Genomic DNA, 26302 nt, shown 5'->3' with positions numbered 1-26302 from the left:
TGTCGAAGGCAAGCCGTAGGCTTGCCTCCGTCACGCTAAGGCGTGACGGAAGACCGAACAACGACTCGCTTAAAGACCCATTCATGGGTCTTTAAGCGGTGTTGTTCGGTCACTCGACAGTTGGATGAAATGACCGGTCAAAACGAAAAATGTTAAAGCTTTAAATTGCATCTATATAGGGGTTTGCTGCGCCTTGTTTCTCCACACCGCCGCGGCGTCGCTCGGGCTTTCCGCCGTCATTATGCAATCGGCCTTGCTGTTTTCGATCCTGAAGTATGTGGGTGCTGTGTACTTAACGTATTTAGGCGCTAAGGCATTATATGGGGTCATGAAAAAAGGCGAAGCCCCCAGTGTGGAAACGGACATCAGAGGAGGAGGAGAACATACCGCCTGCTTCAAGCAAGGGTTTCTGACCGATTTCTTAAATCCGAAAGTGGCGGCCTTTTTCTTAACGTTTTTGCCGCAGTTCGTGGCGCCCGGCGCGCACTCCTTCGCTCCGTTTCTCCTAATGGGGGCGGCTTATACGGCGATGACCGCGATATGGTTTTTGTTTTACATTTCCTTCATCCATTATATCAGCGACTTCATGAAGCGGCCGAAAACGAAGAAATGGATTGAAGGCATCACGGGCGCGGTGATGATCGGGTTCGGCATCAAATTGGCGCTTGAAAAAGTGCAGCGCTAAACAGGAAGACTGAGCGCGGCTGAACAGATCCGCCTGGCATTTGAAATCAATGACAGGGGAGCGCCCAAAAAAGAGCGCTCCCTCGAAACAAAACATTCCATCCCGCTTCATCACGGCCGGATGGAGATTCGGATCACCGGAGACTTGAACATCACCGCGTCAGCCTTTTCATTCCAGTTATAAACATCTTGGAAAGAAAACAAATCCTTTTCTCTCCATGTCCGATTAGCATGAACATAAAATCCCTCAACATCCATATACGTTTGCGCGTGATCCGAAGGGACAATTTCAGAATACACATATCCAAAGTGGCGGTTGTTTTCCTTGTGCAGAGAATTTTTGATCATATACCCTACAACAGAAGATTGGTAAGGTTTCCTACTATGTTGTATGCTGACGTGAGACGCATCCCGATACGTCTTGTAGGAGCTATAAAGCTGATGATAATCGACAACCGCATTTTCAGTCGTCAAAATCCCGTAAAAATCCGTCTCCTTTTCTTTCGGATCGATAAGCCATTCATACGACAAGACGACGGCATATCGATGCTCTTCTCGACTTAACAAGGAAACGGATATGGTCAATTCCATGATGCTCTTTTTTTGATCGGTGTAAATCGTGGACGCGGTGCATAATTTCTGTTTCTCGATATGGCATCGGATCATTGGATGATCCGCCTGTTTCTTGAAAATCTCCTTCACCGTTTGTTCATCGAGCTCATGCCATTGATTCGCCGCACTTCTCGCGCGAAAAAAATCCATCTCCTCCCGATCCAAGTGACGAATCTCTTCTTTCGTCATCCCCAGCCGAAAGAAAGCCGCAGCCTCCTTGTTTTTGAGCTGTCGGTTGACTTTATTGGCGTTTTCCGGCTCTCTAATGAGATTTTCTATCTCTTCTTGATCAAAACCTTGTCTTTTTGCATCCAAATGATGAGCCTGTAAATTCATCTCCTGATGATCGCAGCCAGCTAGCATTGTACACAACAAAACATAACGGAGGATCCGTTTCAATGATAAGCCACCCTCTTCACCGTAAGGTATTGTCAAAAGTTTATCCTCCACACTCACGGTTTTTCCTTGAGTTTCAACGGTCGGAAGAAAAAAAGCTTGCCACCCCCATTGTTTTCGGCCATCATTGAGGTAACCACACACTCAACAGCCAAAACAAAGAAGGAGTGACAAGCTTGTTACCTCCATTATTAGCCTATTTGCTCGAAATCATGCCAGTGCCGGTTCAACCACCGGAACCGGTTCACCGAGCAAGCGGTCTTTCGTTTTTTGAACTGAAACGTTTCTTGGCTGGGAAGCTAAACAAGGGAGAGCCAAAGCCACTCATCTTCGAAGACGAGTCGGACAAGTTTCATAACTGTTGAAACCTTTTTTGTCAACAAGATAATCATGAAATGCCTCTACTTGTATCCAAGCATTCGTATAAGGTTTCAATGCGATCCATCAAACATTGAAAGATTTCGTTCAGAGCGTTGGCGAAATATTGCAAAATCAAGCAATGATGTTACTCATACTGTTATTCAATAAATAATTTGGCTATTTAACAAAAGTTGTACTTGACGATTTTAGATCATATCTTACTTGCACCCATAGGAAAAATAAGTAAATCACACATCACTGGCGGATTAAGAAAACACCTCGCTTGCCATGTACATGTTGTGTTAACACGCCAATAATTGTTTTTGGATTTATCCAAAAAATTGATAAATAGCATAATATAAAAACAATATAGTATTAATGACAAGCGTAACAAACAAGATTTTGTAGATAGTTGTTTTTCTCTCTCTAACCCCCAAAAACTTAATTTGGAAAAATAAAAGTAGAATATTAAAAAAGGTAGGCACTAAAGTATAAAAATACCTTTCATCGCTAATGGATACTACGCTTGGATTAAACCAATAAATGAACGCATCAGAATTTTGAATCATCAAGCTGAATAAAATAATAAACCATGAAATAACTAACAAGAGAACCTTTATGAATATTCCACTTTTTCCAGAAAATATAAGTTTCATAAAAATAAAATGCCACCTACCTTATAATGATTTAGATTAGTCATGCCTTTTTCTTGTTGCTGTTGAACACCTCTTTTTTCAGGCGTGTTGATTAACCGATAATCCCCATCCACATCATAGAAAAAAGAGCACCTTTCCTGTAGAATGTAAGTATATACATACAACATGAAGAGTGAGTTTCTCAGTCATCCTGCACACCCCAAGCGTTGCAGCACTTCCTCCGGGCGTTCATGGATGTCATCCATAAACCGAGCAATGGCTTGGGCGATATCGTTTCGATCTTGATGAAACACATTGGCAATGACGGTGTCTTTCAGCCATTTCCACAAGTGCTCGATCGGGTTCAGCTGTGGCGAATAGGAGGATATGACCATTGATGTAGTCAAAAAACAGTTCCGCATCGTGTAAGAGGGTCTCTGTTTGTCTCTTTTAACCATAGAAATTATTGTAGTGAAAAATGCTCATCTACAGTTTAATTGTAGAAAAAAATTATTTGTCAATAAAAAGTTGCACTTAACTTAAACATCTCTTTCGTAGTCCCTATCGGGAAAAATGAATAAAATCCATGTTTTTAATACATGGCTGCTAACTTCACGCCTAAAAAGGCTACTAAGCCGAGAGATCGTACACGGCTGAACAGAGCCGCCTGGCATTTGAAATCAATGACAGGGGAGCGCCCAAAAAAGAGCGCTCCCCTAAAAACATGCTCCCATGAGGGAGGAAATGGCCTGCAGGGCGGCCTTGACGCTTCCAGAGACCACCGGAGAGAATAAGCGCCGGCCGCTCCCTTGTTTTGCCCTGCGTCGATCATGTGGGCGTTTTGTGGGGGAAGCACCCCCAAGCGAACGCTCCACCCTTGATTCATCAAGCTTACCCAATGCTTCCTTCCATCTCGAATTTGATCAAGCGGTTCATCTCGACCGCGTATTCCATCGGCAGCTCCCGCGTGAACGGCTCGATGAAGCCCATGACGATCATTTCCGTCGCTTCCTGCTCGGAAATGCCGCGGCTCATCAAGTAGAACAGCTGCTCTTCCGACACTTTCGACACTTTCGCTTCGTGTTCAAGCGACACGTTGTCGTTTAAAATTTCGTTGTACGGAATCGTATCCGATGTCGACTGGTTGTCGAGAATGAGCGTATCGCATTCGATGTTCGAGCGCGAGCCGGACGCTTTGCGGCCGAAATGGACCATGCCGCGATACGTCACCTTGCCGCCTTGTTTCGAGATCGACTTCGAGACGATCGTCGACGACGTATTCGGCGCCAGATGAATCATTTTCGCCCCGGCGTCTTGGTGCTGCCCTTTGCCGGCGATGGCAATCGACAGTGTCAAGCCGCGCGCCCCTTCGCCTTTTAAGATGACGGCCGGGTATTTCATCGTCAGCTTCGAGCCGATGTTGCCGTCAATCCATTCCATCGTCGCGTTTTCTTCGCAGACGGCGCGCTTCGTCACCAAGTTGAAGACGTTGTTCGCCCAGTTTTGGATCGTCGTGTAGCGGCAGTACGCGCCTTTTTTGACGATGATCTCAACAACCGCGCTATGGAGCGAGTTCGTCGTGTAAATCGGCGCCGTGCAGCCCTCGACGTAATGGACGTGCGCCCCTTCGTCCACGATGATGAGCGTCCGTTCAAACTGCCCCATGTTTTCCGAGTTGATGCGGAAGTACGCCTGAAGCGGCGTATCGACTTTGACGCCTTTCGGGACGTAGATGAACGAACCGCCCGACCAGACGGCCGAGTTCAAGGCCGCAAATTTGTTGTCCGTCGGCGGCACGACTTTGGCGAAATACTCGCGGAACAAGTCTTCGTTTTCCTTCAGCGCCGAGTCGGTGTCTTTAAAGATGACACCGAGTTTTTCGAGGTCTTCTTTCATGTTGTGGTAGACGACCTCGGATTCATATTGCGCCGAGACGCCGGCCAAATATTTTTGTTCCGCCTCTGGAATCCCTAATTTATCGAACGTCGCTTTAATTTCCGCCGGCACTTCATCCCATGAGCGGCCCGATTTTTCCGTCGGTTTGACGTAGTACGTAATTTCATCGAAATCGAGGCTTGACAAGTCGCCGCCCCATTGCGGCATCGGTTTGCTGTAGAAGATGTCGAGCGCTTTTAAGCGGAACTCGAGCATCCATTGCGGCTCGTTTTTCATCCGCGAAATTTCTTCGACGACTTCACGCGTCAGGCCGCGCTGGGCGCGGAAGACGGAGACGTCCTTGTCGACGAAGCCGTACTTGTATTCACCGATTTCCGGTGCTTTTTTCGCCATCTCGGTTCACCTTCCTTCATGTTCATGATTGTGCAGCCCTTTTTCGAGCGCTTTCCACGCGAGCGTCGCGCATTTGATGCGGGCCGGAAACTTGGAAACGCCTTGGAGCGCTTCGATGTCGCCAAGGTCGACGGAATCGTCGTACTCTTTCCCTTGGATCATGTCGGAAAAAATGTGGGCGAGCCGAAGCGCTTCTTCCACCGTTTTCCCTTTGATCGCCTGCGTCATCATCGACGCCGACGACATCGAAATCGAACAGCCTTCCCCTTCAAATTTGACGTCGGCGACTTTTCCGTCTTCAACTTTCATCGTCAAGTGGATGCGGTCGCCGCACGTCGGGTTGTTCATGTTGACATCGACGTTCGTGCCCTCAAGCACCCCGCGGTTGCGCGGGTTTTTATAATGATCCATAATGACTTGGCGGTAAAGCTGGTCCAACGGATGGTTAGAAGACATGGCTGAAGTACTCCTTCGCTTTCTGTAATGCGGCGATGAACCGGTCGATTTCCTCTTTCGTATTGTAAAGGTAAAAGCTCGCCCGGGCGGTCGCCGTCACGCCGAGCCATTTCATGAGCGGCTGGGCGCAATGGTGGCCGGCGCGGATGGCGACCCCTTCTGCGTCCAAAACGGTCGCCACATCGTGCGGATGCACCCCTTCGATGTTAAACGTCACAAGCCCCGCCCGTTCTTTCGGGCCATAGACGGTGACGCCGTCGATGTCCGCCATTCGTTCAAGCGCATATTGCGCCAGCTCGTGCTCATGGGCGGCGATGGCGTCCAAGCCGACTTGTTCAAGGAAATCGATCGCCGCCCCAAGGCCAATCGCCCCGGCGATAATCGGCGTGCCGCCTTCAAACTTCCACGGCAGCTCTTTCCACGTTGAGTCGTACAGCTCGACAAAATCGATCATTTCGCCGCCGAACTCGACCGGCTCCATCTGCTCAAGCCATTTCTTTTTGCCATATAATACGCCGATTCCCGTCGGCCCGCACATTTTATGGCCGGAAAGGGCGAGAAAATCGCAATCAAGTTCCTGAACATCGACCTTCATATGCGGAGCGCTTTGCGCCGCATCGACGACGACGACCGCCCCGCGCTCATGGGCGAGGCGGGCGATCTCCCGCACCGGGTTGATCGTCCCAAGCACGTTCGATACATGAGCAATGGCGACAATCTTCGCTGCTTCGGTGACGGTCGCCTCGACATCGCGCAGATCGATCGTGCCGTCTTCCTGCATTGGAATGTATTTTAACGTCGCCCCCGTTTGCTTCGCCAGCTGCTGCCACGGAATCAAGTTGCTGTGATGCTCCATGTACGTGATGACGATCTCATCGCCTTCTTTGACGTTGGCGCGCCCGTAGCTTGCAGCGACCAAGTTGAGCGCAGCGGTTGTGCCGCGCGTAAAGATGATTTCCTGCGCCGATTGGGCGTTTAAAAACCGCCGCACTTTTTCGCGCGCGCCTTCGTACGCGTCCGTCGCCTTCGTCCCGAGCGTATGGACGCCGCGGTGGACGTTCGAGTTGTACTCGCGGTAATAGCGGTCAAGCGCCTCAATCACCGGCAGCGGCTTTTGCGATGTCGCCGCGCTGTCGAAATAAACGAGCGGATGGCCGTTCACTTGCTGATGCAAAATTGGAAACAACGCGCGAATGTCGTTTACATTCATGATTGAACTTTCCTTTCAATCACTTCAATTAATTGGTTTTTCACGCCTTCAATTGGAATCGCCTCGACGACCGGCGCCAAAAAGCCGTGGATGATGAGCCGTTCCGCGTCGCGTCTCGGAATGCCGCGGCTCATTAAGTAATACAATTGGATCGGATCGACGCGTCCCACCGATGCCGCGTGGCCCGCCATGACGTCGTCTTCATCAATGAGCAAAATCGGGTTCGCATCGCCGCGCGCTTTTTCGCTCAACATCAAGACGCGCGACTCCTGCTCGGCGTTTGATTTTGACGCGCCGTGCTCAATTTTCCCGATGCCGTTGAAAATCGAGGTCGCGCTGTCGCGGACGACGCCGTGTTTTAAAATGTGGCCTTCTGTATGCTTTCCGTAATGAATGACGCTCGTCGTAAAGTTTTGCACTTGCTCGCCGCGGCTGACCGCGACCGTTTTCGTATCGCCGAACGAGCCGTCGCCGACAAGGCGGGTGATGTTCTCGGAGACCGTGTTGCCGTCATTCATCAGCCCGAGCGCCCATTCGATCCGTCCGTCGCGCCCGGCGATGCCGCGCCGATTGACATACGTCGTTGTGCCTTTGGCCAAATGGTCGACAGCGGCGAAAAAGACGCTTGCGTTCGCTTGGGCAAACACCTCGGCAACCACATTGACGACCGCGTTTCCTTCGCGGCTTGCCGATATATAATTTTCGACAAACACGACGCGGCTGTTGTCTTCCGCCACGACGATGACATGGTTGAACAAGGCGATATCGTCTTCGTCTTGAATATAGACCGCCTGAAGCGGCGTTTCAATCTCCACGTTTTTCGGCACATAGACAAACACACCGCCGTTGAGCAGCGCCGCATGGAGCGCGGCAAGGCGGTGCTCATCCGGCTTGACCGCCGTCATCAAATAGTTTTTCAGCAAATCGCCATGCTCGCGCGCTGCTGTGAAGATGTCGGTGAAAATGACGCCTTTTTCTTTTAATTCATCGGACAGCGACACGTACGCCGGCGTATGGTTGCGCTGCACGTACAAGTTTTTCGTTCCTTCGCCCGCCTCGATGAGCGCCTTGACCGCTTCCGGCAAATCGTCAAGACCATCATACGGCGCGCTGTCGACCGTGTGGCGGGCGAACTCGGTGAAATTCCATTTGTCGATTTTCGTCTTCTCCGGTTTCGGAAGCGGCAGCCGCTCCGCCAGCCGAAGCGCCTCAAGGCGCCGCGCCGTCAGCCAGTCCGGCTCGCCGCGCCCGCTTGAGAACGTGCGGATGTATGTTTCATCGAATGGGATTTTCGTTTCTGTCGCCATAATCCTCCTCCTAACGCTTACGCTTCTTGTCCGACCGTTTCGTCTTCAATGCCAAGCTCTTTTTTGATCCAGTCGTACCCTTCCGCCTCAAGCCGCTGCGCCAGTTCCGGACCGCCGGATTTGACGATGCGCCCTTGCATCATGACGTGCACGTAATCCGGCGTGATGTAGTTCAATAACCGTTGGTAGTGAGTGATGATCAAACAGCCGAATTCGCTGCTGCGCATTTCGTTGACGCCTTTGGCGACAATTTTCAGCGCGTCAATGTCCAATCCGGAGTCGATCTCGTCCAAAATGGCGATTTTCGGTTCAAGCATCATCAGCTGCAAAATTTCATTTCGCTTTTTCTCCCCGCCCGAGAATCCTTCGTTCAAGTAACGGTGCGCCATATCCGGGTTCATTTCGAGAAACGCCATTTTTTCATCGAGCTTGCGGATGAATTTCATGAGCGAAATTTCGTTGCCCTCGCCAAGCCGGGCATTGATCGCAGCGCGCAAAAAGTCGGCGTTCGTCACTCCACTGATTTCGCTTGGGTATTGCATCGCCAAAAACAGGCCGGCGCGCGCCCGTTCGTCGACTTCCATCTCAAGGACATCCTGGCCGTCGAGCGTCACCGATCCTTCTGTCACTTCATATTTTGGATGGCCCATAATGGCCGATGCCAGCGTCGACTTCCCCGTTCCGTTCGGACCCATGATGGCGTGGATTTCCCCGCCTTTGATTTCCAAGTCAACCCCTTTTAAAATCTCTTTCCCTTCCACCGCAACGTGGAGATTTTGAATCGTCAACACTGCCATGCAGCATACCTCCAATTTCTGCTTGAAAATAGTCATCGCTCGCTGTTGACCCAGCGGACGCTCATTCTCATTTTATTCTCATTACAATCTTATAACAAATGAAAAATATGCGCAACTATTCCGCCCCCTTTTTCACTATGTAGACGCAACTAAACGGAGAAAAACAGGAAAAAGGGACAGCGCTTTTTATATTTTACACGAAAACGGGCTGTTTGTACGAGCTTTTGCAAAAAAAAAGACCCCGTTGCCGGAGTCTAATGGGCTGTCCGCAGCTCGCGGAGGCATTCCTGCACGAGCGTCACCGCCTGGCTCATCGCCGCCCCGCCGCCAAACGCGGCCGCCACCGCGCATACTTCCAAAATTTCCCGTTCCGACGCTCCTTCGTCAAGGCATCCTTTCGTATGGTAAATCGTGCAATACTCGTCTTGCGCCGCCAAGCTGATGCCGAGGGCAATCAATTGTTTTTCTTTTTTTGACAGCGCTCCCTCGGCAAAGCACGCTTCCGTAAACGCGTTAAACCGCTCGGCCACATTCGGAAGTTTTTTGGTGAACGCCCCAATTCCCTCTTTGTAGCGATGAAGCGCGGATTCGACCGATGCATGTGTTCCGTTGTTCATCATCATTTTCCTCCCTTTGTTCGTTTCTGCTGTTAGTATGCGTCAACTACCCCCACTTCGCTAACGCTTGAAGTGGGGGCTTGCAACTCCCCAGAAGTGCAAACGGACTTCGTCCTCCTTCCTTGACTTGGGGTTGCATCAGGGGGCAGGTTGACGACTACCCAACGACGCAGGTCATGCCTGCATCGTTACCGATTCTCTCGGTGTGTCTGTTGGCAGTACTTGGCTTCCACACACAACAGACGGACCTACGCTCGATGTTTTACGGTTGCAGCGTTTCCTGCAACCAACTCCATACATCGAGCAACCGTTATTGGAGTGCCTTTATTTAACAGTTTTCTCCACGTCTTTATTCTATCATACACAAAAGAAAGGGGGAACGAGCATTCCTCTCCCACTTACTCCCTTTGGTCGTTGAAGTGGGAGTCTCCTGCGCGAAATAGGATGAAGGAAAACGAAATTAAACAACGAATGGTATTGAAAGGGTGTGGAAACACCACCGTTTCGCGATCATAGATGGAACGTCATGATGAAAACCGCCTGTTCTGTTCAACTTCCATCATCAATACAAAAGGGGGAAATGCGATTGATTCGTTGGGTTGTCTTTGCCTTAACAGCCGCTTTCGCTTCGTTTTTGACGTGGATCATCATCGGCAACACCCTCGGTGAACAGGGAGACGGCGCCTTCAGCTTAACGGCTGTGATCGTCCTGCAAAACTGCGTCATCATCGTTATGCTCGCCGCCGTACTGGCGCGTTTGAACGGCCGATGAAGAGCGGAGAAACAGGTCGGCCGCGGCGCCCTCGGATTCAGAATCGTTTTAACCTTTGCTGCTTTCTTTTCGTTTAAGGGGAGCGGCTTTTTGGGGACAAAAAAGAAACGGAAGCGAAACGCTCCCGTTATTGATTGTTTTCCGCCGCTGGAATGACGGCGCCGTGGTATTTTTCTTTAATGAAATCTTGGATTTCTTTCGATTGCAGCACTTCGACAAGCGTTTTGATTTCTTTCCGGTTTTCATCGCCTTTGCGCACCGCAATAATGTTCACATACGGATTGTTTTTCGGCGACTCAACGGCGATCGGGTCTTTCGCCGGGTCCAAACCGGCGTCAAGCGCATAGTTGGCGTTGATCAGCACCGCATCGCCTTCGCCGTTTTTGTAAATTTGCGGCAGAAGCCCGGCGTCGACATCGGCCTTAAATTTTAAATGCTTTGGATTTTCGATGATGTCATTGACCGTCGCTTTCGTTTTATCGACGCCCGGTTTCAATTTAATGAGCCCTTTTTCTTGCAGCATCGATAAAATGCGGCCATGGTCGGCGACCGAGTTGCTCATGATGATCGTCGCGCCGTCCGGCAGTTCTTCAATGCTTTTGTATTTTTTCGAGTATAAGCCGATCGGCTCGATATGAATGCCGCCGGCGTTGACGAAATCATAGCCGTACTCTTTCTTTTGCGATTCCAAATACGGAATGTGTTGGAAATAGTTTGCGTCGATTTGCTTCTCAGCCAGCGCTTTGTTCGGCAAGATGTAATCTTGGAACGTAATGATCTCCAAGTCGATGCCTTTTTTCTTCAAAATCGGTTTCGCTTTTTCCAAAATTTCCGCATGCGGCACGTTCGACGCACCGACTTTCAACTTCACCAATTTGCCGTCTTTGCCGCCTTCCGCGCTGTCGTTATTGTTGCCGCCGCATGCCGCCAAAGCGAGCACGAGAATGGCGGCGAGCAACACACCCAACCATTTCTTCATCAGTTGTTTCCCCCTTTATCGTTTATCGATTTTCGAAGTGACAAAGTCACCGATCAGCTGAATGATAAATACAATGACCAACACCAATACGGTTGCGACAAATGTCACATCGTTATGGTTGCGCTGGAACCCTTCCAAATACGCCAAGTTCCCAAGCCCGCCGGCGCCGATGGCTCCAGCCATCGCTGTATAGCTGACGAGCGACACCGCCGTCACCGTAATGCCGGAGACAAGCGCCGGCAATGACTCCGGCAGCAGCACTTTCCAAATGATCGTCCACGTTGAGGCGCCCATCGCTTGGGCTGCTTCGATGACGCCTTTATCAATTTCGCGAAGAGCGATTTCGACCATGCGGGCGTAAAACGGCGCGGCCCCAATGACCAAAGCCGGCAGCGCCGCATTGGCGCCAAGCATCGTCCCGACGAGCCATGTTGTAAACGGAATGAGCAAAATGATCAAAATAATAAACGGAATAGAGCGGAAAATGTTCACAAACGCAGCAATCACTGTATTGACAAACCGGTTTTCCCATAGGTTGCCCTTCGCTGTCAAAAATAGAAGCAAGCCAAGAACGATTCCGAGGACGAAAGTGGCCGCCACCGCCACTCCCGTCATATACAGCGTCTCGACCGTCGCCGCCCACATCGTCTCCCATTGCACGTTCGGCAGGAGGTTAGCGAGCATCGTGAATCACCTCCACCGCTACTTGCTGGCGTTGAATATAGTCAAGCGCCCGGTCGATTTCATCCCTCGCCCCGTCGAGGTGCACAAACAGCACCCCATAGGCGCCTTGATGGGTTTGCGAAATTTTCCCTTGCAAAATGTTGACATCGACGGCAAACTGACGCACCACTTCGGTGATGAGCGGCTTTCCGGCTGCCGCGCCGACGAACGTCAGCTGCGCGATCAGCCCGCTCGGGTATTGGCCAAACAAATGGGAAATCGCCTCTTCCGTCTCCTCGGGCTCGATCAGCTGCTTGACGAACCGTTTCGTAATCGGCTGCTGCGGGTTGCGGAACACATGCAGCACTTCGCCTTGCTCGACGATTCGGCCGCTTTCCATCACCGCAACGCGGTCGCAAATTTTGCGGATGACGTGCATTTCATGGGTGATCAGCACAATCGTCAGCCCGAGACGCTTGTTGATGTCAACGAGCAAGTCCAAAATCGCATCGGTCGTCTGCGGGTCCAACGCCGATGTCGCCTCGTCGCACAGCAAGACTTTCGGGTTGTTGGCGAGCGCCCGGGCGATGCCGACCCGCTGCTTTTGCCCGCCGCTCAGCTGCGACGGGTAGGCATCCTCGCGCCCGGAAAGGCCGACAAGCTCGATCAATTCATCCACCCGCTTGTTCCGCTCCTCTTTCGGGACGCCGGCAATTTCAAGCGGAAAGGCAATGTTTTCCCTGACTGTGCGAGACCAAAGCAAGTTGAAATGCTGGAAAATCATCCCGATTTCTTGGCGCGCCTTGCGCAGCTCCCGCCCTTTCACGCGCGTCATATCGCGCCCGGCGACGACCACCCGGCCGCTCGTCGGCTTCTCGAGCCCATTGAGCAAGCGGATGAGCGTACTTTTCCCAGCGCCGCTGTAGCCGATAATGCCGAAAATTTCTCCTTCGCGAATCTCAAGCGACACATTGTCGACTGCCGTGACCGAACCGTTGGCCGCTTGATAGATTTTCGTCACTTGTTCGAGTGTAATCATCGTTTCACCTTCCTCCCCAAGCGGCAGAGCGCAAAAAGAAAACCTTTCTGCCCGCAGAGAACAGAAAGGTATTGTGCACCATTCCGTCTCTTATCTCTCAAAGCAGGCCGCTTTGTGTGAATTGGCACCATTTCAGCACATGCGCTGACGGTTGCCGGGCTTCATTGGGCACATCCCTCCACCTCTCTTGATAAGAGCGCAACAATCGCCTATTCAATTGACTACGAATGTGATTGTATCATTGTCTGTCGAAGCGTGTCAACATCTTTTTTATCCGACGTCCCGATAAGGCTTAGCCAAATGGAGGAGCGACTCAAGCAGCAACAGATGACGAAAGCTTCCCGATACATGCACTTCGCGCAGCCGGACGAGCTGCTGCAGCTTCAGTTCGCCGTTCAGCAGGGACGCGAGCGCCTCTTTGGAACCGCGCACCGTCAATGTTTTCCGTTCATCGTTTTCCATCCCTCTAGCGGCTGATTCCTTGCCGATCAACAGCAAGGCGGTTTCGTCATCACTTTCAAACCGAACATACAGCTGCTCATCCGGCAAAATCGGCACCAAATGGCGCAACACTTGCATCCGTTCCACGAACTGCCCAACTAATTCACGCATTTCCATGGATATCCCCTCCCCATTTTTATTTTTTTCACTTCCACCTGAAGAGGAGAAATCCTTTACAAAAATCTCGACAACCCGTTGACGAACGAGCGCCGTTTTTGTCATTTCCCAAGAAATGTGTCAAACAGCGTCAAAAAAAGGCGAATCATCGGGACGGCAAGCAGGCTTGAATCACTTCGTACAAATACGGAACGGAATGAAAGGCATACCACTTGCCTGCGACCGTTCCGTCCCTAAAAAGAAGCAGGCAAGGAACGCTTTCAATTTTCCACGCAACGGCCTGCTCAGGGATATAGTTGATGTCCGTTTCGTAAAACGGCAGCGCCGGAAACAACTGCTCCACCACCGTGAGCATCCGCCGCGCCAGCTGGCACGTGCCGCACAGCGGGGTATACAAGTAAAGGGCCAGAAGCGGCTCGACTTCCACCACTCGCATGACATCGTTTCGGTCGATCGCTTTCACTCGCCTCTTCCCCTCATGAGCGATTCGATGCGGACGTCGAAACGAGCGCGCAACAGCACTTGCGCCAAGTGCCAAGGCGGAGCGGCCGCCACTTCGCGATACGCCCGGTCAATGTAAAGATGCTCCGCCTCTGGAAACATGCGGCGAAACTGCCGGCGCAATTTTTCTCCCGCCTCATCGGCATCGGCCAAGACGTATACATCGCATCCTTCCAGCTCATCGGCCAGCTCCTCAAGGCGCGCATCACTGATCGTGCCGTTTGTGCAGACGATGACGACTGGTTCGTTCAGCACCGCCGCCACTTTTTGCTTGTCTGATCGCCCTTCGACGATGATCACTTTTTCCACGCGTCGCATGTCCGACCCACCTAACTTCAAATGAGGATACTATTATTGTATGTCTTGCGCCGGCCAAATGTTGAAAATGAAAAGCAACGGCCATCCACCGTTGCCTTTCAACACCAGCCCGCTTCCCCGTCGCAATCGACATATTTTTGGTCCGGCTCAACGGTAGCGGTCACCTGTTTGTAAATTCTTCCGTTTTGTTCGGTATACCCCTTTTTCAACGGGACGGCCGCCGGAAGCGGAAGGCGCCCGATGAGCTCTCCTTCCTCGTACAACTCCAGCGAGCGGCCGTTCAGTTTGCCGATGATCCGGTCCGTGACATCTATGCGCGTCGTTTGCAGCGCCATCGCGAGCACCCCTTTTTTCAATCAAATTCCGGTATGTATAGAGTGCCCGAATCGAAGCGAAGATTGCAGGAACGTTTATCCTTCGTTGATCATCGCCTCGTATTGTTCCGCCGTCAACAAATTGTCGATTTCGCTCAAATCATTCGGTTTGACGACGATCATCCACGCTTTGTCATACGGCGATTCGTTCACGTACTCCGGATGGTCATTTAACGCCTCATTCACTTCAACGACCGTGCCGCTGATCGGCGCATACAATTCCGAGACCGTTTTCACCGATTCAACGCTGCCGAACGGCTCGTTCGCCGTAACCTCTGCGCCGACTTCCGGCAGCTCGACAAAGACGATGTCGCCAAGCTCTGATTGGGCGTAATCCGTAATGCCGATGCGCACGTTCTCTCCTTCCACGCGCACCCACTCATGCTCCTTTGTATAGCGAAGTTCTTTCGGCGTGTTCATCGTATCCCTCCATTGCGACAAAATGTATATTCCTTTTCATCATAACCGATTTTCCGCAAAAACTCACTGAATTCACCCGATTTTGCAAAAAATTTTTTATGTCCCCGCCGCGAAAAACGCCTCGTATTCTTGTTCGCGAAAGCCCACGACGACCCGCTCGCCGTCCGTCAAAATCGGCCGTTTGACCAACATCCCGTCCGAGGCGAGCCAATCGAGCATCTCGTCTTCCGATGCGCGGTCGAGCTTGTCCTTCAAGCCAAGCTCGCGGTATTTCATCCCGCTCGTGTTGAAAAATTTTTTGAGCGGCAGCCCGCTTTGACGGTGCAAACGGGCGAGCTGCTCTTTCGTCAGCGGCTCGTCGACCAAATGCACCGTTTGCACCTCAATGCCGTGTTCATCCAACCATTTTTTCGCCTTCCGGCACGTTCCGCATTTTGGATACCAATAGAGCGTGAGCGCCATCTTCACTCCTCCCTTTCATTTCCGCTGTGTGGCAAACAAATAAGAAGCACCAGGCAAACGCCTGGCACTTCCCATTATCACACAATATACCGTTCGGCTTCAATGAGCGCGGCGGCCGCTTCGCGTTTTTTCGCGATCACGTTGATCGGCGTATGGCGCGTCAGCCGTCGGAGAGCGGCGAGCATCATCCGCAGCGTGTCTCCTTGTTCGACGGCGACGAGCGTTTCTTTCGCATGGGCTTCAATTTCATTGAACGCCTCTTGGCAGAAAATTTGCGTGTACAGCAATTTTTGTTTGTTTTTCTCCTCACCGCTCGCCTGAATCGCTTTTTCCGTGCGCAAAAGCGCTGATTCCATCGCATAAATGTTCGAGACGATGTCGGCGATGTTGACGAGCACTTCTTGCTCTTCTTCAATGCGCTGGCCGTATTTTTGCGCCGCTAAACCGGCGACCATCAAGGCGATTTTTTTCGCGTTGCGCACCAAGTATTTCTCTTGTTCCAGCGCGCCCGTCCCCGGCTCTTCGGCGGCCATCATCATCAGTTCTTCCTGAAGCTGCTGCGCTTTTTGGAAGAGCGGCAGCTCGCCTTTTAACGCCTTTTTCAAATACATGCCCGGCACGAGAAGGCGGTTGATTTCGTTCGTCCCCTCGAAAATGCGGTTGATGCGCGAATCGCGGTAGGCGCGCTCAATTTCGTATTCCTGCATAAAGCCGTACCCGCCGTGGATTTGCACGCCTTCATCCACGATGTAATCGAGCACTTCCGTGGCAAAAAACTTGTTCAATGAGCATTCGATCGCATATTCGGCGATCGATTTCGCCACTTCTTTGCCATCTTTCGCCTTTTCCGCATCAAGCAGGCCCATCCGTTCATCGAACAAGCCGACCGTGCGGTAAACCGAGCTTTCGGCGGCATACAGGCGCGACGCCATCGTCGCGAATTTTTCCTGCGTCAACGTAAACTGCGAAATCGGCCGTTTGAATTGCTGGCGCTGATTGGCGTATTTGAGCGTGATTTCAAGCGCCCGCTTCGCGCCGCCGACCGCCCCTAACCCAAGCTTGTAGCGGCCGATGTTCAAAATGTTGAAGGCGATGACATGGCCTTTTCCGATTTCACCGAGCACGTTTTCTTTCGGCACCGGCACATCTTGCAAAATGAGCGTTCTTGTCGACGAGCTTTTAATCCCCATTTTCTTTTCTTCCGGACCAGTTGAAACGCCCGGGAAGTCGCGTTCCACGATGAACGCGGTGAAATGTTCGCCGTCGACTTTTGCATAGACGACAAACACATCAGCAAAACCGGAGTTGGTGATCCATTGTTTTTCGCCGTTTAAAATGTAATGCGTGCCTTCCGCGTTTAATCTCGCCGTCGTTTTCGCGCCGAGGGCGTCCGAACCCGAGCCAGGCTCCGTCAAGGCGTAGGCGGCGATTTTTTCGCCGGTCGCTAAATACGGCAAATATTTTTGTTTTTGTTCTTCCGTGCCAAACAACACAATCGGCAGCGAGCCAATTCCGACGTGCGCCCCGTGCGAAATGGCAAAACCGCCGGCCGGCGCCATTTTTTCCGCAATGATGGCCGAACTGACTTTATCTAGGCCCAAACCGCCGTATTCTTCCGGAATGTCAGCGCTTAACAAGCCGAGCTCGCCCGCTTTGCGAAGCAATTTCACGGAACGGTCAAACTCGTGGTTTTCCAAATGCTCGAGCTGCGGGAGCACTTCATTGTTGACATACTCTTCCGTCGTTTTGGCAATCATATGATGTTCGTCGGTGAAATCTTCCGGCGTAAACACGCGCTCCGCCGGAATGTCTTCAATCAAAAAGCTGCCGCCTTTGATCGCTTCTTCCATCGTTTTGGCCATCGTTGATTTCCTCCCCCGAAAGATGATTGATGATCCGGGCGGCAACGCCGCCCGGGAAATAGACGTTCCATGCAGACGGGCAAATGCGGATGCATGCCTCGCGCGAGCTGATGAAGCCCGCTCGCTGTCAGCTGCCGCTACAGCAGCTCAAACACGCCGGCCGCTCCCATGCCGCCGCCGATGCACATCGTGACGATGCCGAACTGCACGTTGCGGCGCCGCATTTCGTAAAGCAAAGACAAGGTCAGCTTCGCGCCCGTGCAGCCGAGCGGGTGGCCTAGAGCAATCGCCCCGCCGTTGACGTTGACAATGTCTTCATCCAACCCAAGTTCGCGGATGACTTGGATCGATTGCGAGGCGAACGCTTCGTTCAGCTCGATCAAACCGATGTCGGACAGCTCAAGGCCGGCCAGCTTCAACGCTTTCGGCACCGCAGCGACCGGGCCGATCCCCATCACTTCCGGCGGCACGCCGGCAACCGCGAACGAACGAAACTTGCCGAGCGGCTTCAAGCCGAGCGACTCCGCTTTTTCGCGGTCCATCACCATGACCGCCGCCGCCCCGTCGCTCATTTGCGACGCGTTGCCGGCGGTGACGGTGCCGTTTACCGCAAACGCCGGCCGGAGTTTCGCGAGCGTTTCCATATTCGTGTCCGGGCGCACGCCTTCATCTTGTGTAAAGACGACTTTCTCCTCAACGAGTTTGTTGCCTTCTACTTTGCGCACCGTCACCTCGACCGGCACGATTTCTTCATTGAATTTTCCTTCGGCAATCGCCTTGGCGGCGCGCTGGTGGCTGCGCACCGCGAACGCGTCTTGGTCCTCGCGGCTGACGCCGTATTTTTTCGCCACTTGCTCGGCAGTGTGCCCCATCGACATGTAGTATTCCGGCGCTTCTTCCGCCAAGCGGGCGTTCGGGCGGACGACATGCCCCATCATCGGCACCATGCTCATCGATTCGACCCCGCCGGCGATGACCGTGTCGGAATGGCCGAGCATCACCCGTTCCGCCGCATAGGCGATCGCCTGCAAACCGGACGAGCAATACCGGTTGATCGTGATCGCCGGCACGGTATATGGCAGCCCGGCGAGCGCGCCGATGTTGCGGGCGATGTTCAATCCTTGCTCCGCCTCCGGCATGGCGCACCCGATAATCAAGTCGTCAATGTTTCCTTCATAGTTCCCCGCGCGCTTGATCGTTTCTTTGACGACGAGCGCCCCTAAATCATCCGGCCGCACGTGGGCGAGCGTTCCTTTTTTCGCTTTGCCGACCGGTGTGCGCGCACCTGCGACAATGACCGCTTCTCTCACGCCAATCCCCCCTTGATCTCCTCCGCTTTAGTTGCGGAGCGGTTTTCCTTTCACAAGCATATGCTGCATGCGCGCTTGCGTCTTCGGCTCGCCGATGAGGCTCAAAAACGCCTCGCGCTCGAGATCGAGCAAATATTGCTCGTCGACTTCCGTTCCGTACGGCACTTTGCCGCCGGCTAGAACATACGCCAATTTTTTCGCGATTTTCAAATCGTGCTCGCTGATGTAGCCGGAATGGAACATCGACTGCGCCCCAAGCAGCATGGCGGCATAGCCGCTTTCGCCGGCCACCGGCACTTTCTTCCTTACAGGAGGCCGGTACCCTTCCTCATACATCGAGAGCACCGCCTGTTTCGCTTCATACAGCAGATGGTCGCCGTTCATCGTGATGCCGTCGCGGTGATTCAAGAAGCCAAGCTCGCGCGCTTCCGCCGCTGACGTCGACACTTTCGCCATGGCGATCGTTTCAAATACGCTGGCCGCGATTTTGACGTAGTCGACGTCCACGCCGCGCGGCAGGCTGTTCAACCGTTTGATGTACAGCTCCTTGTTGCCGCCGCCGCCCGGAATCAAGCCGACGCCGACTTCGACGAGCCCGATGTACGTCTCGGCCGCCGCTTGGATGCGTGAAGCCGCCAAGCTCACTTCCGCCCCGCCGCCTAACGTCATGGCAAACGGCGCGACGACGACCGGCTTCGGGTTGTATTTCATTTTGAGAAGCGCTTGCTGGAACTGGCGAACGGCAAGTTCCAATTCAAAAAAGTTTTCGTCTTGCGCCTCCATGAGCATCATCGCCAAGTTCGCGCCGACGCAGAAGTTTTTCCCTTGGTTGCCGATGACGAGCCCTTTGTAGTTGCGGTTGACTTCCTCAAGCGCCTCGTTGATCATTTGGACAATATCGGCGCCAATCGCGTTGTTCGGCGAATGGAACTCCAGAAGCGCCACGTCGTCGCCGAGGTCAATGAGGCTGGCGCCGGCATTTTTCTTGATGACGCCGCGCGCCTCTTTCAGCCGGCGGATGTGGATGACTTTTTCGTTTTCTTCTACTGTTTTATACCCGCCCGGCGCATAATAGAACAGCCGGCCGTTTTCCGTTTTATAGAACGATGTGGCTCCGTCGTCGAGCATGTCCGTGATCCACGACGGGATGTCGCGCCCTTCTGACTGCATTTTACGCACCGACTTCTCGAGGCCGATCGCATCCCACAGTTCAAACGGACCTTGCTCCCAGCCGAACCCCCACTTCATCGCCTGATCGATCGCTGCGATGTCGTCGGCGATCTCCCCGACAAGGCGGGCAGTGTACAGCAATGTCGGTGCGATGATGTTCCAAAGGAGCGTTCCCGCGCGGTCGCCATCGGCATACACGAGCGTTTGCAGCTTGGCAGCCGCTCCTTTCGCCTGCTTCGCCATCTCCACCGCCGGGGTGACAAGCTTTTTGCGCGGCTCGTATTGCATCGTGACGTAGTTCAGCTCGAGAATGTCTTTTCCTTGCTTGACAAAAAAGCCTTGTCCGGATTTGCTGCCGAGCCAGCCGTTTTCAAGCATCGTTTTCATAAACTCCGGCACGCGGAACGCCTCTTTTTCTTCCCCTTCGACGTTTTCATACACGTTGTTGGCGACATGCACGAACGTATCGAGCCCGACGACGTCAAGCGTGCGGAACGTCGCGCTTTTCGGCCGGCCGATGAGCGGCCCCGTCACCGAATCGACCTCGCCGACGCTGTAGCCGCCTTGCATCATCTCGCGGACGGTGACGAGCAAGCCATACGTGCCGATCCGGTTGGCGATGAAGTTCGGCGTATCTTTCGCCATGACGACGCCTTTGCCGAGCACGTCTTCGCCGAACGATTTCATATAGGCGACCACATCCGGATCCGTATGCTCCGTCGGGATGATCTCAAGCAGCTTCAAATAGCGCGGCGGGTTGAAGAAATGCGTGCCTAAAAAGTGTTTTTTGAAATCGTCGGAACGCCCCTCCGCCATTGCGGCGATCGAGATGCCGGATGTGTTCGAGCTGACGATCGTCCCCGGCGTCCGCACCTCGTCGACGCGAGCGAAGACTTCTTTTTTCACTTCCAGCTTTTCAACGACCGCTTCAATGATCCAATCGACTTCCGCGAGCCGGTGGAAGTCATCCTCGAAGTTGCCCGTTTCAATCAAAGCGATGTTGTCTTTGGACATGAGCGGCGCCGGTTTTTGCTTGAGCAGCCGCTCGAGCGCCTGATTGGCGAGGCGGTTGCGCACTTGTTTATGCTCGAGCGTCCAACCTTTTGCTTCTTCCTCTTTCGTCAATTCCCGCGGCACGATATCCAACAGCAGCGTCGGAATGCCGACGTTCGCCAAATGGGCGGCAATGCCCGAACCCATGACGCCGGACCCGAGCACCGCGGCGCGCCGAATGCGTTTTACCATTTCGGTTCCCCCTCACACCATTGAATGAATGGTCATTCATTTTTTGATGAAAAAAATATCGTTGAAACCGCTCTCTATAACTAAATATATAGTATGTTGATAATTTTCGCAATATATTTGTGCATATTTTTCCCGACATCGCACTCCGAAATGTTGCTCATACTAACGATCAGGAGGTGAACCACCGATGGCCCGGTTGAAAAAAAATCCATCTGAACGCGGCGTCAGCGCCGCAAGCGTCAAAGGAAACGCCGGCCCGACGGTCGAAGCCGACGGCGGCGGCAAGCGGACAAGCCAAAACCAGCAGTACAAAAAACACAACATGCAAGGGGACTGACGCCCATGGCGTCAGCTCCCGCCTGTCATAGCTGCAAATAAAGAGAGGCCGCACGATCTGAACGGCGTTTACCTCAAATGACCGCCCGACGCCCCGTGACATGCAACGGCGTTTGTCTGAAATCCAAAAAGGCTTGATGGCCGTTGCCGCTGGATGCCTGTCCCCTTCTGCGCCCGAACGCTCGGCGTCCGCCGGCGTTTTCCTCTGTTTTGCGCCCCTACTTGCGGAGGATGCCTTTTAAAACAAACGCCACGTTGGCCGGCCGTTCGGCGAGCCGGCGCATAAAATAGCCATACCAGTCCGTGCCGTACGGAACGTACACGCGCATCGTATATCCTTCGCGCGCCAGCTGCACTTGGCGCTCCGGGCGGATGCCGTACAGCATTTGGAATTCAAACTGGCTGTTGGGAATGTTGTATTCTTTGACGAGCTGCTTCGTATATTCGATGATGGCGTCGTCATGCGTCGCCACCGCCGTATAGTTGCCGTTTAGCAAATGCATTTTGATGATCTTCTTAAAGTTCTCATCGACATCTTTTTTATCCGGAAACGCCACTTCGGGCGGTTCTTTGTACGCTCCTTTGACGAGACGCAAGTTCGGGCGGTACGGCTTTAAGTCTTCAATGTCTTGTTCCGTCCGGTACAAATACGCCTGCAGCACCGTGCCGACGTTGTCGTATTCTTTTTTCAACGTTTTAAAAATGTCCAGCGTCTTTTGGCAGCGCGAATAGTCTTCCATATCGATCGTCACAAACACACCGCGCTGTTTTGCCGCATCCAAAATACGGCGCATGTTGCGCATGACAAGCTCATCGGAAATATCAAGCCCCATCGATGTCATTTTCAGCGACAGCTGCGAGTTCAATTTCTCCCGGCTGATCGCCTCAATCGCCTCCAAGCAATGGCGCGCCATCTCATTCGCTTCCTGCTCATTGTCGACAAACTCACCCAAATAGTCGACCGTGACCGCCAATCCTTTTTCGTTCAGCTGGCGGATGACGCGCACCGCTTCCTCGATCGTTTCGCCGGCGACAAACCTTGACGCGCCGAAGCGGAGGCCGTATCGTTTCGCCCATTTCGTCAATGTTTTATTTTTCGATAAGAACAGGAAAAAATCGCGCATCAACTGCTCCACTGTTGCAAGCCTCCTTGTATGGAAACGCATTCACCATTCTTATTGTACCATGTTTCAATTCAATTGAATATGTTTTTTCCCCACGGTTTATTTTTTATATGCGCATAATTTTCCACTCTCTGCACAATCTACAAGCGAACAACCGACGAAAGGAGCGAACAACGATGCAACAGCAACCACAAATGAACCCGCAGGCGGCGATGCCCGAGCCGCCGCAAATGGTGTCCACAAAAGACGCCATGTATTTTTCCGACATGATGTCGTGGAACTTGCTCGCGGCGAAAAAAGCGCACTTTTTCGCCTCACAATGCCGAGACCCTGAAGTGGTGCAGGCGATCGAGCGCGCTGGACAGATGCATCAGCGCCATTACGACATGATTTTGCGCCATTTGCAAAACCCGCCGCAGCCGCCGGTGATGTGAAAGGAGGAACGCCGCATGAACACAAAACAAGTGCAAAATCCGGAGATGCAAGTGCCGAAAACGCCGCAAATGAACGAGCGCGATTTTCTAAACGACATGTTGACGACGGAAAAATACATGACCTTGTCGTACAGCGTCTTTTTGCATGAAGCGAGCAACCAACCGTTATATCAAGATATGATGAATATTTTCACCGAAACGCAAAACTGTCAGCGCGACTTGTACAATTTGATGTTCAAAAAAGGATGGTACAAGCTTGAAGCCGCCGATCCGCAAAAGCTTCAGCAAACGTACCAGCAGTTCCAAGGGTATACGAATCAGCTCCCTTATCAACGAAATGCCATGCAATAACAAAACGAGGGGATGTCCGAACGGCAGAAGGACATCCTCTTTCTCAATCCGTTAAGAAGACAGGGCGCAGAAAGGGGAGAAAGGGATGGCAGCGCCATCCGAATCGGTATGGAGCATGCTGCAAACAGCGGACGTCCGCATCCGCGACACCGGGATCATTGAATAAGCACCCCTTCTTGTTCCACAGGGATGCTTATTCTTTCATGAATAGACGATCAATACCACCAGCCTGGATACGGCGGATACGGCGGGTACGGGTAAAACGGACGCGGAGCCAACGCGCCGCCGAGCAGTCCACCCAAGAAGCCGCCGACAAATGGGGCTCCAAACAACAATCCTGGAAATAGCATCGTTCCTTCTCCTTTCCCCAAAGCTAGAATGCTACACTTTATTCATATGCAACAACAAGAAAAGAGGGTGGGCCGTCCGCCCAACCCTTGCCGGTTTCTCACCACCAAATGGGGCCATACCACCACGGATAGAAAAACGGCGGAACCAATGCGCTCCCGAGCAAACCGCCTAAAAAGCCGCCGAAAAATGGAGCGCCAAAAAACGGAGCGCCGAAGAAAAACGGGCGCGGCCGCCAAAACCACCAGCCCCATGGCCGCCAAATGCGCTCATCCGCCACTTGGAGATGGCTCATCTTGCTTCCCCCCTTCCGCTTGCTTTAGTCCCACTGTATGCAGGAAAAACGCCCGCTGCTTAGGCCAGTACCTAGAAGGCTGGTGAAAAACGGCGATTTCTCCCAAATCATCGATCCGTGAATGCAAAGGAAGGCCTCTTTCTACAAGATATTCTCATTAAAGGAAATTATTTTCTTTTATTCCCAGTATATTCGAAAAACAAAAGCAGGCGGCTGTCCGCCGCCCCCGCTTATAGAAGCTCTGCGCGCGCCTGTTCGTACAAACAGGCAAGCGAATCGAACAAAATGCGCACCGCCTCAGCCATTTCGTCTTCGCTCATCGAAAGAACTGGTATGAACGTCAACACCGGGCCGAGCGGACGGATGACAAGCCCCCTCCGGCGCGCCTCAAGGATGATCCGGTGCTCCACCATGGCCGCGCGCGGAAACACTTCTTTCGTTCTTCGGTCTTTCACGATTTCAATGCCGCACATCAAGCCTTTTTGCCGGATGTCGCCAACAATTGGAATTTCATACAACCGCTCAAGCCATTCGGCCAGCCGGCGCGCCTTCCGCTTTACGCTGTCAATCAAGCTGCGTTTTTCGATGAGCTCAATGTTTTTCAGCGCAACGGAACAAGTGAGCTGATTCCCCGTATACGTATGGCCGTGGTAAAACGTTTTGTCTTCGTCCACATCGCCGAGAAATGCCGCATAAATCTCTTCCGTGACCAGTGTGGCCGCGAGCGGCAAATATCCTCCAGTAATCCCTTTCCCAAGGCAGACAAGATCAGGCTTCACCTCTTCCTGCTCACAAGCGAACATCGTGCCGGTGCGTCCAAAGCCGACGGCGACCTCGTCACAAATGAAGAGCACCCCATACCGGCGGCAAAGCCTTTCCACTCCTTTTAAAAACCCGCGCGGATGGACGATGATCCCCGCCGCTCCTTGCACAAGCGGCTCGATGACAACCGCGGCGATTTGATCGTGCTGCTCCTCAAGCACCCGTTCCAGCTCACGCAAACAATAGCCGACGATCTCCTGCTCGCTTCCGTATTCGTCCATACGGTACACGTACGGCGACGGCACTTCGATCCGCTCAAACAAAAGCGGCGCAAAAATGCGGTGGAACGTTTCCATGCCGCCAACGCTCACCGCCCCGACCGTATCGCCGTGGTACGCTTCCTTCAACGAGACAAACTTGTTCTTCTTCGCATATTGGACCGGGTCGATGTTTTTCCAATACTGATAGGCGATCTTGAGCGCGATTTCCACCGCCGCCGCCCCGGTATCGGAATAAAACACTTTTGACATGTGCGGCCAATATTCAAGCAACCGTTTGGCCAACAAAATCGACGGCACATTCGCCGAACCAAGCAATGTCGAATGGGCAATTTTCTCCAATTGCTCGCGAAGCGCCGCATTCAGCTCCGGATCGTTATGGCCGTGGACATTGACCCATAGCGACGCATAGCCGTCCAAGTACCGGTTGCCGTCGACATCGTACAAATAGCTTTCTTGCCCGCGTTCAATGATCAAGGGGCGTTCTTTGGCATACTGCTTCATTTGCGTAAATGGATGCCAGACGTACTGCTTGTCCCACTGTTCCAATTGCTCGCAGCTATACGCCAACGCCAAGCACCTCCAGCAGTTGTTTCGCCTTTCCTTGTTCGATCCAATGCTGAGCTAGGGTTTCCAGTTCCCTCCTTGAGACTGCAGGAAGGAGCGGCACGACCGCCAGCACCGGCAGCCGAAGCAAGGCGGCGATCGTTTCGACATTGTTTTGGTGGATGATCTCTTGTTCCTGAAACTGATTAAACATCAGGCCAAGCAGACGAATGCCTTGCGCGTCGGCATACGCCGCCGTCGTCACCGCGTGATGAATCGCACCAAGGCTTGAGAGCGACACGAGAATCGCCGGCAGCTGATAATCACGAAGGAAATCACTCGTCATATAGAATCGTCCGTCGCGCTCACACCACGGAACGGCCAACCCTCCCGCTCCTTCGACGAGCACCACATCATAGCGCTGCGTAAGCCATCCCAACCGTTCGGCCACCCTCTCTGGTTCGATGGACGTGCCGGTCAACTTCGCCGCTAAATGCGGCGACATCGCCGGTTCCATATAGTACATGCCTTCTGATGCGGAAAGCTTCGCCACTCGTTCGTACCAATATTGTTCGGCAAACGACACCCCGTCTTCGGCCAGTCCAGTCTGAACCGGTTTAAACACGCCGACCTTCATCCCAAGCCGCTCCAGCGCCAACGCCACGATGGAAGTGACGACCGTTTTGCCGATTTCTGTTCCTGTTCCCGTCATGAAAATGGCTTGCCCCATTC

Annotated in this window: 31 protein-coding genes and 1 riboswitch; of the genes, 6 read left to right on the top strand and 25 right to left on the bottom strand. The window is 52.8% G+C overall.

The genetic code is table 11. The annotated features are described in order from the left end of the window. Nucleotides 1–169 precede the first annotated feature (169 nt). Nucleotides 170–685, top strand: coding sequence for a LysE family translocator (locus ACVX3G_RS05370; RefSeq protein ID WP_050436455.1), 516 nt, complete (start codon nt 170–172; stop codon nt 683–685). Nucleotides 686–795: 110 nt separating this feature from the next. Here ACVX3G_RS05370 and ACVX3G_RS05365 read toward each other — a convergent pair whose 3' ends face one another. Next, nucleotides 796–1731 carry a hypothetical protein gene (locus ACVX3G_RS05365; protein ID WP_479454593.1) on the bottom strand — a complete coding sequence of 312 codons (936 nt, stop codon included), beginning with the start codon at nt 1729–1731 and terminating at the stop codon, nt 796–798. Nucleotides 1732–1904: 173 nt separating this feature from the next. Between ACVX3G_RS05365 and ACVX3G_RS05360 the strand changes: the two genes are divergently transcribed. Further along, nucleotides 1905–2057 (top strand): distal tail protein Dit, encoded by a 153-nt coding sequence (locus ACVX3G_RS05360; protein ID WP_110107825.1) that lies wholly within the window; start codon nt 1905–1907, stop codon nt 2055–2057. Between the two features lie 836 nt (nt 2058–2893). On the opposite strand, the gene ACVX3G_RS05355 is transcribed toward ACVX3G_RS05360, so the two are convergent. From ACVX3G_RS05355 to ACVX3G_RS05325, 7 genes are all read right to left on the bottom strand, one after another. Continuing rightward, entirely contained in the window at nt 2894–3094 is a 201-nt protein-coding gene (locus ACVX3G_RS05355; protein ID WP_223810853.1) for a transposase, read from the bottom strand. A gap of 484 nt (nt 3095–3578) precedes the next feature. Continuing rightward, entirely contained in the window at nt 3579–4976 is a 1398-nt protein-coding gene (gene sufB, locus ACVX3G_RS05350) for a Fe-S cluster assembly protein SufB (protein ID WP_011232461.1), read from the bottom strand. Nucleotides 4977–4982: 6 nt separating this feature from the next. Beyond that, nucleotides 4983–5432, bottom strand: a complete 450-nt coding sequence (gene sufU, locus ACVX3G_RS05345) for a Fe-S cluster assembly sulfur transfer protein SufU (RefSeq protein ID WP_013144310.1) — start codon at nt 5430–5432, stop codon at nt 4983–4985. Beyond that, on the bottom strand, nt 5422–6642 hold the full coding sequence (locus tag ACVX3G_RS05340) for a cysteine desulfurase (RefSeq protein WP_014196679.1): 1221 nt from the start codon (nt 6640–6642) through the stop codon (nt 5422–5424). The genes sufU and ACVX3G_RS05340 overlap by 11 nt, the downstream gene beginning before the upstream one ends. Further along, on the bottom strand, nt 6639–7949 hold the full coding sequence (gene sufD / locus ACVX3G_RS05335) for a Fe-S cluster assembly protein SufD (protein ID WP_014196680.1): 1311 nt from the start codon (nt 7947–7949) through the stop codon (nt 6639–6641). Before sufD ends, ACVX3G_RS05340 begins: the two co-directional genes overlap by 4 nt. 17 nt (nt 7950–7966) lie before the next feature. Beyond that, on the bottom strand, nt 7967–8746 hold the full coding sequence (gene sufC / locus ACVX3G_RS05330; RefSeq protein ID WP_014196681.1) for a Fe-S cluster assembly ATPase SufC: 780 nt from the start codon (nt 8744–8746) through the stop codon (nt 7967–7969). Nucleotides 8747–9000: 254 nt separating this feature from the next. Then, complete coding sequence (locus ACVX3G_RS05325; RefSeq protein ID WP_031205993.1) at nt 9001–9363, bottom strand: carboxymuconolactone decarboxylase family protein; 363 nt, start codon at nt 9361–9363, stop codon at nt 9001–9003. A 580-nt stretch (nt 9364–9943) separates the two neighbouring features. Between ACVX3G_RS05325 and ACVX3G_RS05320 the strand changes: the two genes are divergently transcribed. After that, on the top strand, nt 9944–10135 hold the full coding sequence (locus ACVX3G_RS05320) for a hypothetical protein (protein ID WP_014196683.1): 192 nt from the start codon (nt 9944–9946) through the stop codon (nt 10133–10135). A gap of 127 nt (nt 10136–10262) precedes the next feature. Here the strand turns inward: ACVX3G_RS05320 and ACVX3G_RS05315 are convergent, their stop codons facing one another. From ACVX3G_RS05315 to ACVX3G_RS05260, 12 genes are all read right to left on the bottom strand, one after another. Next, complete coding sequence (locus ACVX3G_RS05315; RefSeq protein ID WP_014196684.1) at nt 10263–11114, bottom strand: MetQ/NlpA family ABC transporter substrate-binding protein; 852 nt, start codon at nt 11112–11114, stop codon at nt 10263–10265. A 15-nt stretch (nt 11115–11129) separates the two neighbouring features. After that, complete coding sequence (locus ACVX3G_RS05310) at nt 11130–11798, bottom strand: methionine ABC transporter permease (protein ID WP_011232468.1); 669 nt, start codon at nt 11796–11798, stop codon at nt 11130–11132. Next, complete coding sequence (locus ACVX3G_RS05305) at nt 11788–12816, bottom strand: methionine ABC transporter ATP-binding protein (RefSeq protein WP_011232469.1); 1029 nt, start codon at nt 12814–12816, stop codon at nt 11788–11790. The genes ACVX3G_RS05310 and ACVX3G_RS05305 overlap by 11 nt, the downstream gene beginning before the upstream one ends. Nucleotides 12817–12903: 87 nt before the next feature. Next, nucleotides 12904–13013, bottom strand: a riboswitch (SAM riboswitch). Nucleotides 13014–13086: 73 nt separating this feature from the next. Next, the gene (locus ACVX3G_RS05300; protein WP_014196685.1) at nt 13087–13434 is read right to left on the bottom strand and encodes a hypothetical protein; all 348 of its coding nucleotides are present in this window, start codon (nt 13432–13434) and stop codon (nt 13087–13089) included. Between the two features lie 145 nt (nt 13435–13579). Then, the gene (locus ACVX3G_RS05295) at nt 13580–13897 is read right to left on the bottom strand and encodes a thioredoxin family protein (RefSeq protein WP_011232471.1); all 318 of its coding nucleotides are present in this window, start codon (nt 13895–13897) and stop codon (nt 13580–13582) included. After that, nucleotides 13894–14253, bottom strand: a complete 360-nt coding sequence (locus ACVX3G_RS05290) for a toprim domain-containing protein (RefSeq protein ID WP_011232472.1) — start codon at nt 14251–14253, stop codon at nt 13894–13896. Before ACVX3G_RS05290 ends, ACVX3G_RS05295 begins: the two co-directional genes overlap by 4 nt. 98 nt (nt 14254–14351) lie before the next feature. After that, complete coding sequence (locus ACVX3G_RS05285; RefSeq protein WP_011232473.1) at nt 14352–14588, bottom strand: YusG family protein; 237 nt, start codon at nt 14586–14588, stop codon at nt 14352–14354. 75 nt (nt 14589–14663) lie between these two features. Next, complete coding sequence (gcvH, locus tag ACVX3G_RS05280) at nt 14664–15047, bottom strand: glycine cleavage system protein GcvH (protein WP_011232474.1); 384 nt, start codon at nt 15045–15047, stop codon at nt 14664–14666. Between the two features lie 96 nt (nt 15048–15143). Continuing rightward, complete coding sequence (locus tag ACVX3G_RS05275) at nt 15144–15509, bottom strand: arsenate reductase family protein (RefSeq protein WP_011232475.1); 366 nt, start codon at nt 15507–15509, stop codon at nt 15144–15146. A gap of 77 nt (nt 15510–15586) precedes the next feature. After that, nucleotides 15587–17371, bottom strand: coding sequence for an acyl-CoA dehydrogenase family protein (locus ACVX3G_RS05270; RefSeq protein WP_011232476.1), 1785 nt, complete (start codon nt 17369–17371; stop codon nt 15587–15589). Between the two features lie 137 nt (nt 17372–17508). Continuing rightward, a complete protein-coding gene (locus ACVX3G_RS05265) occupies nt 17509–18681 on the bottom strand; it encodes an acetyl-CoA C-acetyltransferase (protein ID WP_011232477.1) in 1173 nt (390 codons plus the stop codon). A gap of 27 nt (nt 18682–18708) precedes the next feature. After that, nucleotides 18709–21096, bottom strand: coding sequence for a 3-hydroxyacyl-CoA dehydrogenase/enoyl-CoA hydratase family protein (locus tag ACVX3G_RS05260; protein ID WP_014196686.1), 2388 nt, complete (start codon nt 21094–21096; stop codon nt 18709–18711). A gap of 187 nt (nt 21097–21283) precedes the next feature. On the opposite strand from ACVX3G_RS05260, the gene ACVX3G_RS05255 reads away from it, so the two are divergent. Beyond that, entirely contained in the window at nt 21284–21433 is a 150-nt protein-coding gene (locus ACVX3G_RS05255; protein ID WP_011232479.1) for a YuzL family protein, read from the top strand. Nucleotides 21434–21650: 217 nt separating this feature from the next. Here the strand turns inward: ACVX3G_RS05255 and ACVX3G_RS05250 are convergent, their stop codons facing one another. Then, the gene (locus ACVX3G_RS05250) at nt 21651–22568 is read right to left on the bottom strand and encodes a proline dehydrogenase family protein (protein WP_011232480.1); all 918 of its coding nucleotides are present in this window, start codon (nt 22566–22568) and stop codon (nt 21651–21653) included. A 164-nt stretch (nt 22569–22732) separates the two neighbouring features. Here ACVX3G_RS05250 and ACVX3G_RS05245 point away from each other — a divergent pair, with 164 nt between their 5' ends. Together ACVX3G_RS05245 and ACVX3G_RS05240 are read left to right on the top strand one after the other, a co-directional pair. Next, complete coding sequence (locus ACVX3G_RS05245) at nt 22733–22990, top strand: hypothetical protein (protein WP_011232481.1); 258 nt, start codon at nt 22733–22735, stop codon at nt 22988–22990. A gap of 15 nt (nt 22991–23005) precedes the next feature. Continuing rightward, the gene (locus ACVX3G_RS05240) at nt 23006–23341 is read left to right on the top strand and encodes a spore coat protein (protein ID WP_011232482.1); all 336 of its coding nucleotides are present in this window, start codon (nt 23006–23008) and stop codon (nt 23339–23341) included. Between the two features lie 215 nt (nt 23342–23556). On the opposite strand, the gene ACVX3G_RS05235 is transcribed toward ACVX3G_RS05240, so the two are convergent. The 4 genes from ACVX3G_RS05235 to bioD form a co-directional block, all read right to left on the bottom strand. Then, nucleotides 23557–23691, bottom strand: a complete 135-nt coding sequence (locus ACVX3G_RS05235) for a hypothetical protein (protein ID WP_011232483.1) — start codon at nt 23689–23691, stop codon at nt 23557–23559. A gap of 98 nt (nt 23692–23789) precedes the next feature. Continuing rightward, the gene (locus ACVX3G_RS05230; protein WP_011232484.1) at nt 23790–23984 is read right to left on the bottom strand and encodes a hypothetical protein; all 195 of its coding nucleotides are present in this window, start codon (nt 23982–23984) and stop codon (nt 23790–23792) included. A gap of 230 nt (nt 23985–24214) precedes the next feature. Then, a complete protein-coding gene (gene bioA / locus ACVX3G_RS05225; RefSeq protein WP_033845295.1) occupies nt 24215–25594 on the bottom strand; it encodes an adenosylmethionine--8-amino-7-oxononanoate transaminase in 1380 nt (459 codons plus the stop codon). Further along, a complete protein-coding gene (gene bioD, locus ACVX3G_RS05220; protein ID WP_033845294.1) occupies nt 25584–26300 on the bottom strand; it encodes a dethiobiotin synthase in 717 nt (238 codons plus the stop codon). Before bioD ends, bioA begins: the two co-directional genes overlap by 11 nt. Between the last annotated feature and the right edge of the window lie 2 nt (nt 26301–26302).

Source organism: Geobacillus sp. PLS 41 (assembly GCF_056494105.1).
The sequence above is the reverse complement of the archived record's forward strand: the minus strand, read 5'-3'. Positions and strand labels throughout refer to the sequence as shown.

What these genes read in the sequence shown, in the direction of transcription:
- gcvH (WP_011232474.1), bottom strand. Translation starts at nt 15,047, where the DNA reads ATGAACACGCCGAAAGAACTTCGCTATACAAAGGAGCATGAGTGGGTG.
- ACVX3G_RS05300 (WP_014196685.1), bottom strand. Translation starts at nt 13,434, where the DNA reads ATGGAAATGCGTGAATTAGTTGGGCAGTTCGTGGAACGGATGCAAGTG.
- ACVX3G_RS05240 (WP_011232482.1), top strand. Translation starts at nt 23,006, where the DNA reads ATGAACACAAAACAAGTGCAAAATCCGGAGATGCAAGTGCCGAAAACG.
- ACVX3G_RS05275 (WP_011232475.1), bottom strand. Translation starts at nt 15,509, where the DNA reads ATGGCGCTCACGCTCTATTGGTATCCAAAATGCGGAACGTGCCGGAAG.
- ACVX3G_RS05360 (WP_110107825.1), top strand. Translation starts at nt 1,905, where the DNA reads ATGCCAGTGCCGGTTCAACCACCGGAACCGGTTCACCGAGCAAGCGGT.
- ACVX3G_RS05290 (WP_011232472.1), bottom strand. Translation starts at nt 14,253, where the DNA reads ATGCGACGCGTGGAAAAAGTGATCATCGTCGAAGGGCGATCAGACAAG.
- ACVX3G_RS05310 (WP_011232468.1), bottom strand. Translation starts at nt 11,798, where the DNA reads ATGCTCGCTAACCTCCTGCCGAACGTGCAATGGGAGACGATGTGGGCG.
- sufC (WP_014196681.1), bottom strand. Translation starts at nt 8,746, where the DNA reads ATGGCAGTGTTGACGATTCAAAATCTCCACGTTGCGGTGGAAGGGAAA.
- ACVX3G_RS05315 (WP_014196684.1), bottom strand. Translation starts at nt 11,114, where the DNA reads ATGAAGAAATGGTTGGGTGTGTTGCTCGCCGCCATTCTCGTGCTCGCT.
- ACVX3G_RS05320 (WP_014196683.1), top strand. Translation starts at nt 9,944, where the DNA reads ATGCGATTGATTCGTTGGGTTGTCTTTGCCTTAACAGCCGCTTTCGCT.
- ACVX3G_RS05285 (WP_011232473.1), bottom strand. Translation starts at nt 14,588, where the DNA reads ATGGCGCTGCAAACGACGCGCATAGATGTCACGGACCGGATCATCGGC.
- ACVX3G_RS05255 (WP_011232479.1), top strand. Translation starts at nt 21,284, where the DNA reads ATGGCCCGGTTGAAAAAAAATCCATCTGAACGCGGCGTCAGCGCCGCA.
- ACVX3G_RS05230 (WP_011232484.1), bottom strand. Translation starts at nt 23,984, where the DNA reads ATGAGCCATCTCCAAGTGGCGGATGAGCGCATTTGGCGGCCATGGGGC.
- sufB (WP_011232461.1), bottom strand. Translation starts at nt 4,976, where the DNA reads ATGGCGAAAAAAGCACCGGAAATCGGTGAATACAAGTACGGCTTCGTC.
- ACVX3G_RS05235 (WP_011232483.1), bottom strand. Translation starts at nt 23,691, where the DNA reads ATGCTATTTCCAGGATTGTTGTTTGGAGCCCCATTTGTCGGCGGCTTC.
- ACVX3G_RS05305 (WP_011232469.1), bottom strand. Translation starts at nt 12,816, where the DNA reads ATGATTACACTCGAACAAGTGACGAAAATCTATCAAGCGGCCAACGGT.
- ACVX3G_RS05270 (WP_011232476.1), bottom strand. Translation starts at nt 17,371, where the DNA reads ATGGCCAAAACGATGGAAGAAGCGATCAAAGGCGGCAGCTTTTTGATT.
- ACVX3G_RS05340 (WP_014196679.1), bottom strand. Translation starts at nt 6,642, where the DNA reads ATGAATGTAAACGACATTCGCGCGTTGTTTCCAATTTTGCATCAGCAA.
- sufD (WP_014196680.1), bottom strand. Translation starts at nt 7,949, where the DNA reads ATGGCGACAGAAACGAAAATCCCATTCGATGAAACATACATCCGCACG.
- ACVX3G_RS05325 (WP_031205993.1), bottom strand. Translation starts at nt 9,363, where the DNA reads ATGAACAACGGAACACATGCATCGGTCGAATCCGCGCTTCATCGCTAC.
- sufU (WP_013144310.1), bottom strand. Translation starts at nt 5,432, where the DNA reads ATGTCTTCTAACCATCCGTTGGACCAGCTTTACCGCCAAGTCATTATG.
- ACVX3G_RS05245 (WP_011232481.1), top strand. Translation starts at nt 22,733, where the DNA reads ATGCAACAGCAACCACAAATGAACCCGCAGGCGGCGATGCCCGAGCCG.
- bioD (WP_033845294.1), bottom strand. Translation starts at nt 26,300, where the DNA reads ATGGGGCAAGCCATTTTCATGACGGGAACAGGAACAGAAATCGGCAAA.
- ACVX3G_RS05260 (WP_014196686.1), bottom strand. Translation starts at nt 21,096, where the DNA reads ATGGTAAAACGCATTCGGCGCGCCGCGGTGCTCGGGTCCGGCGTCATG.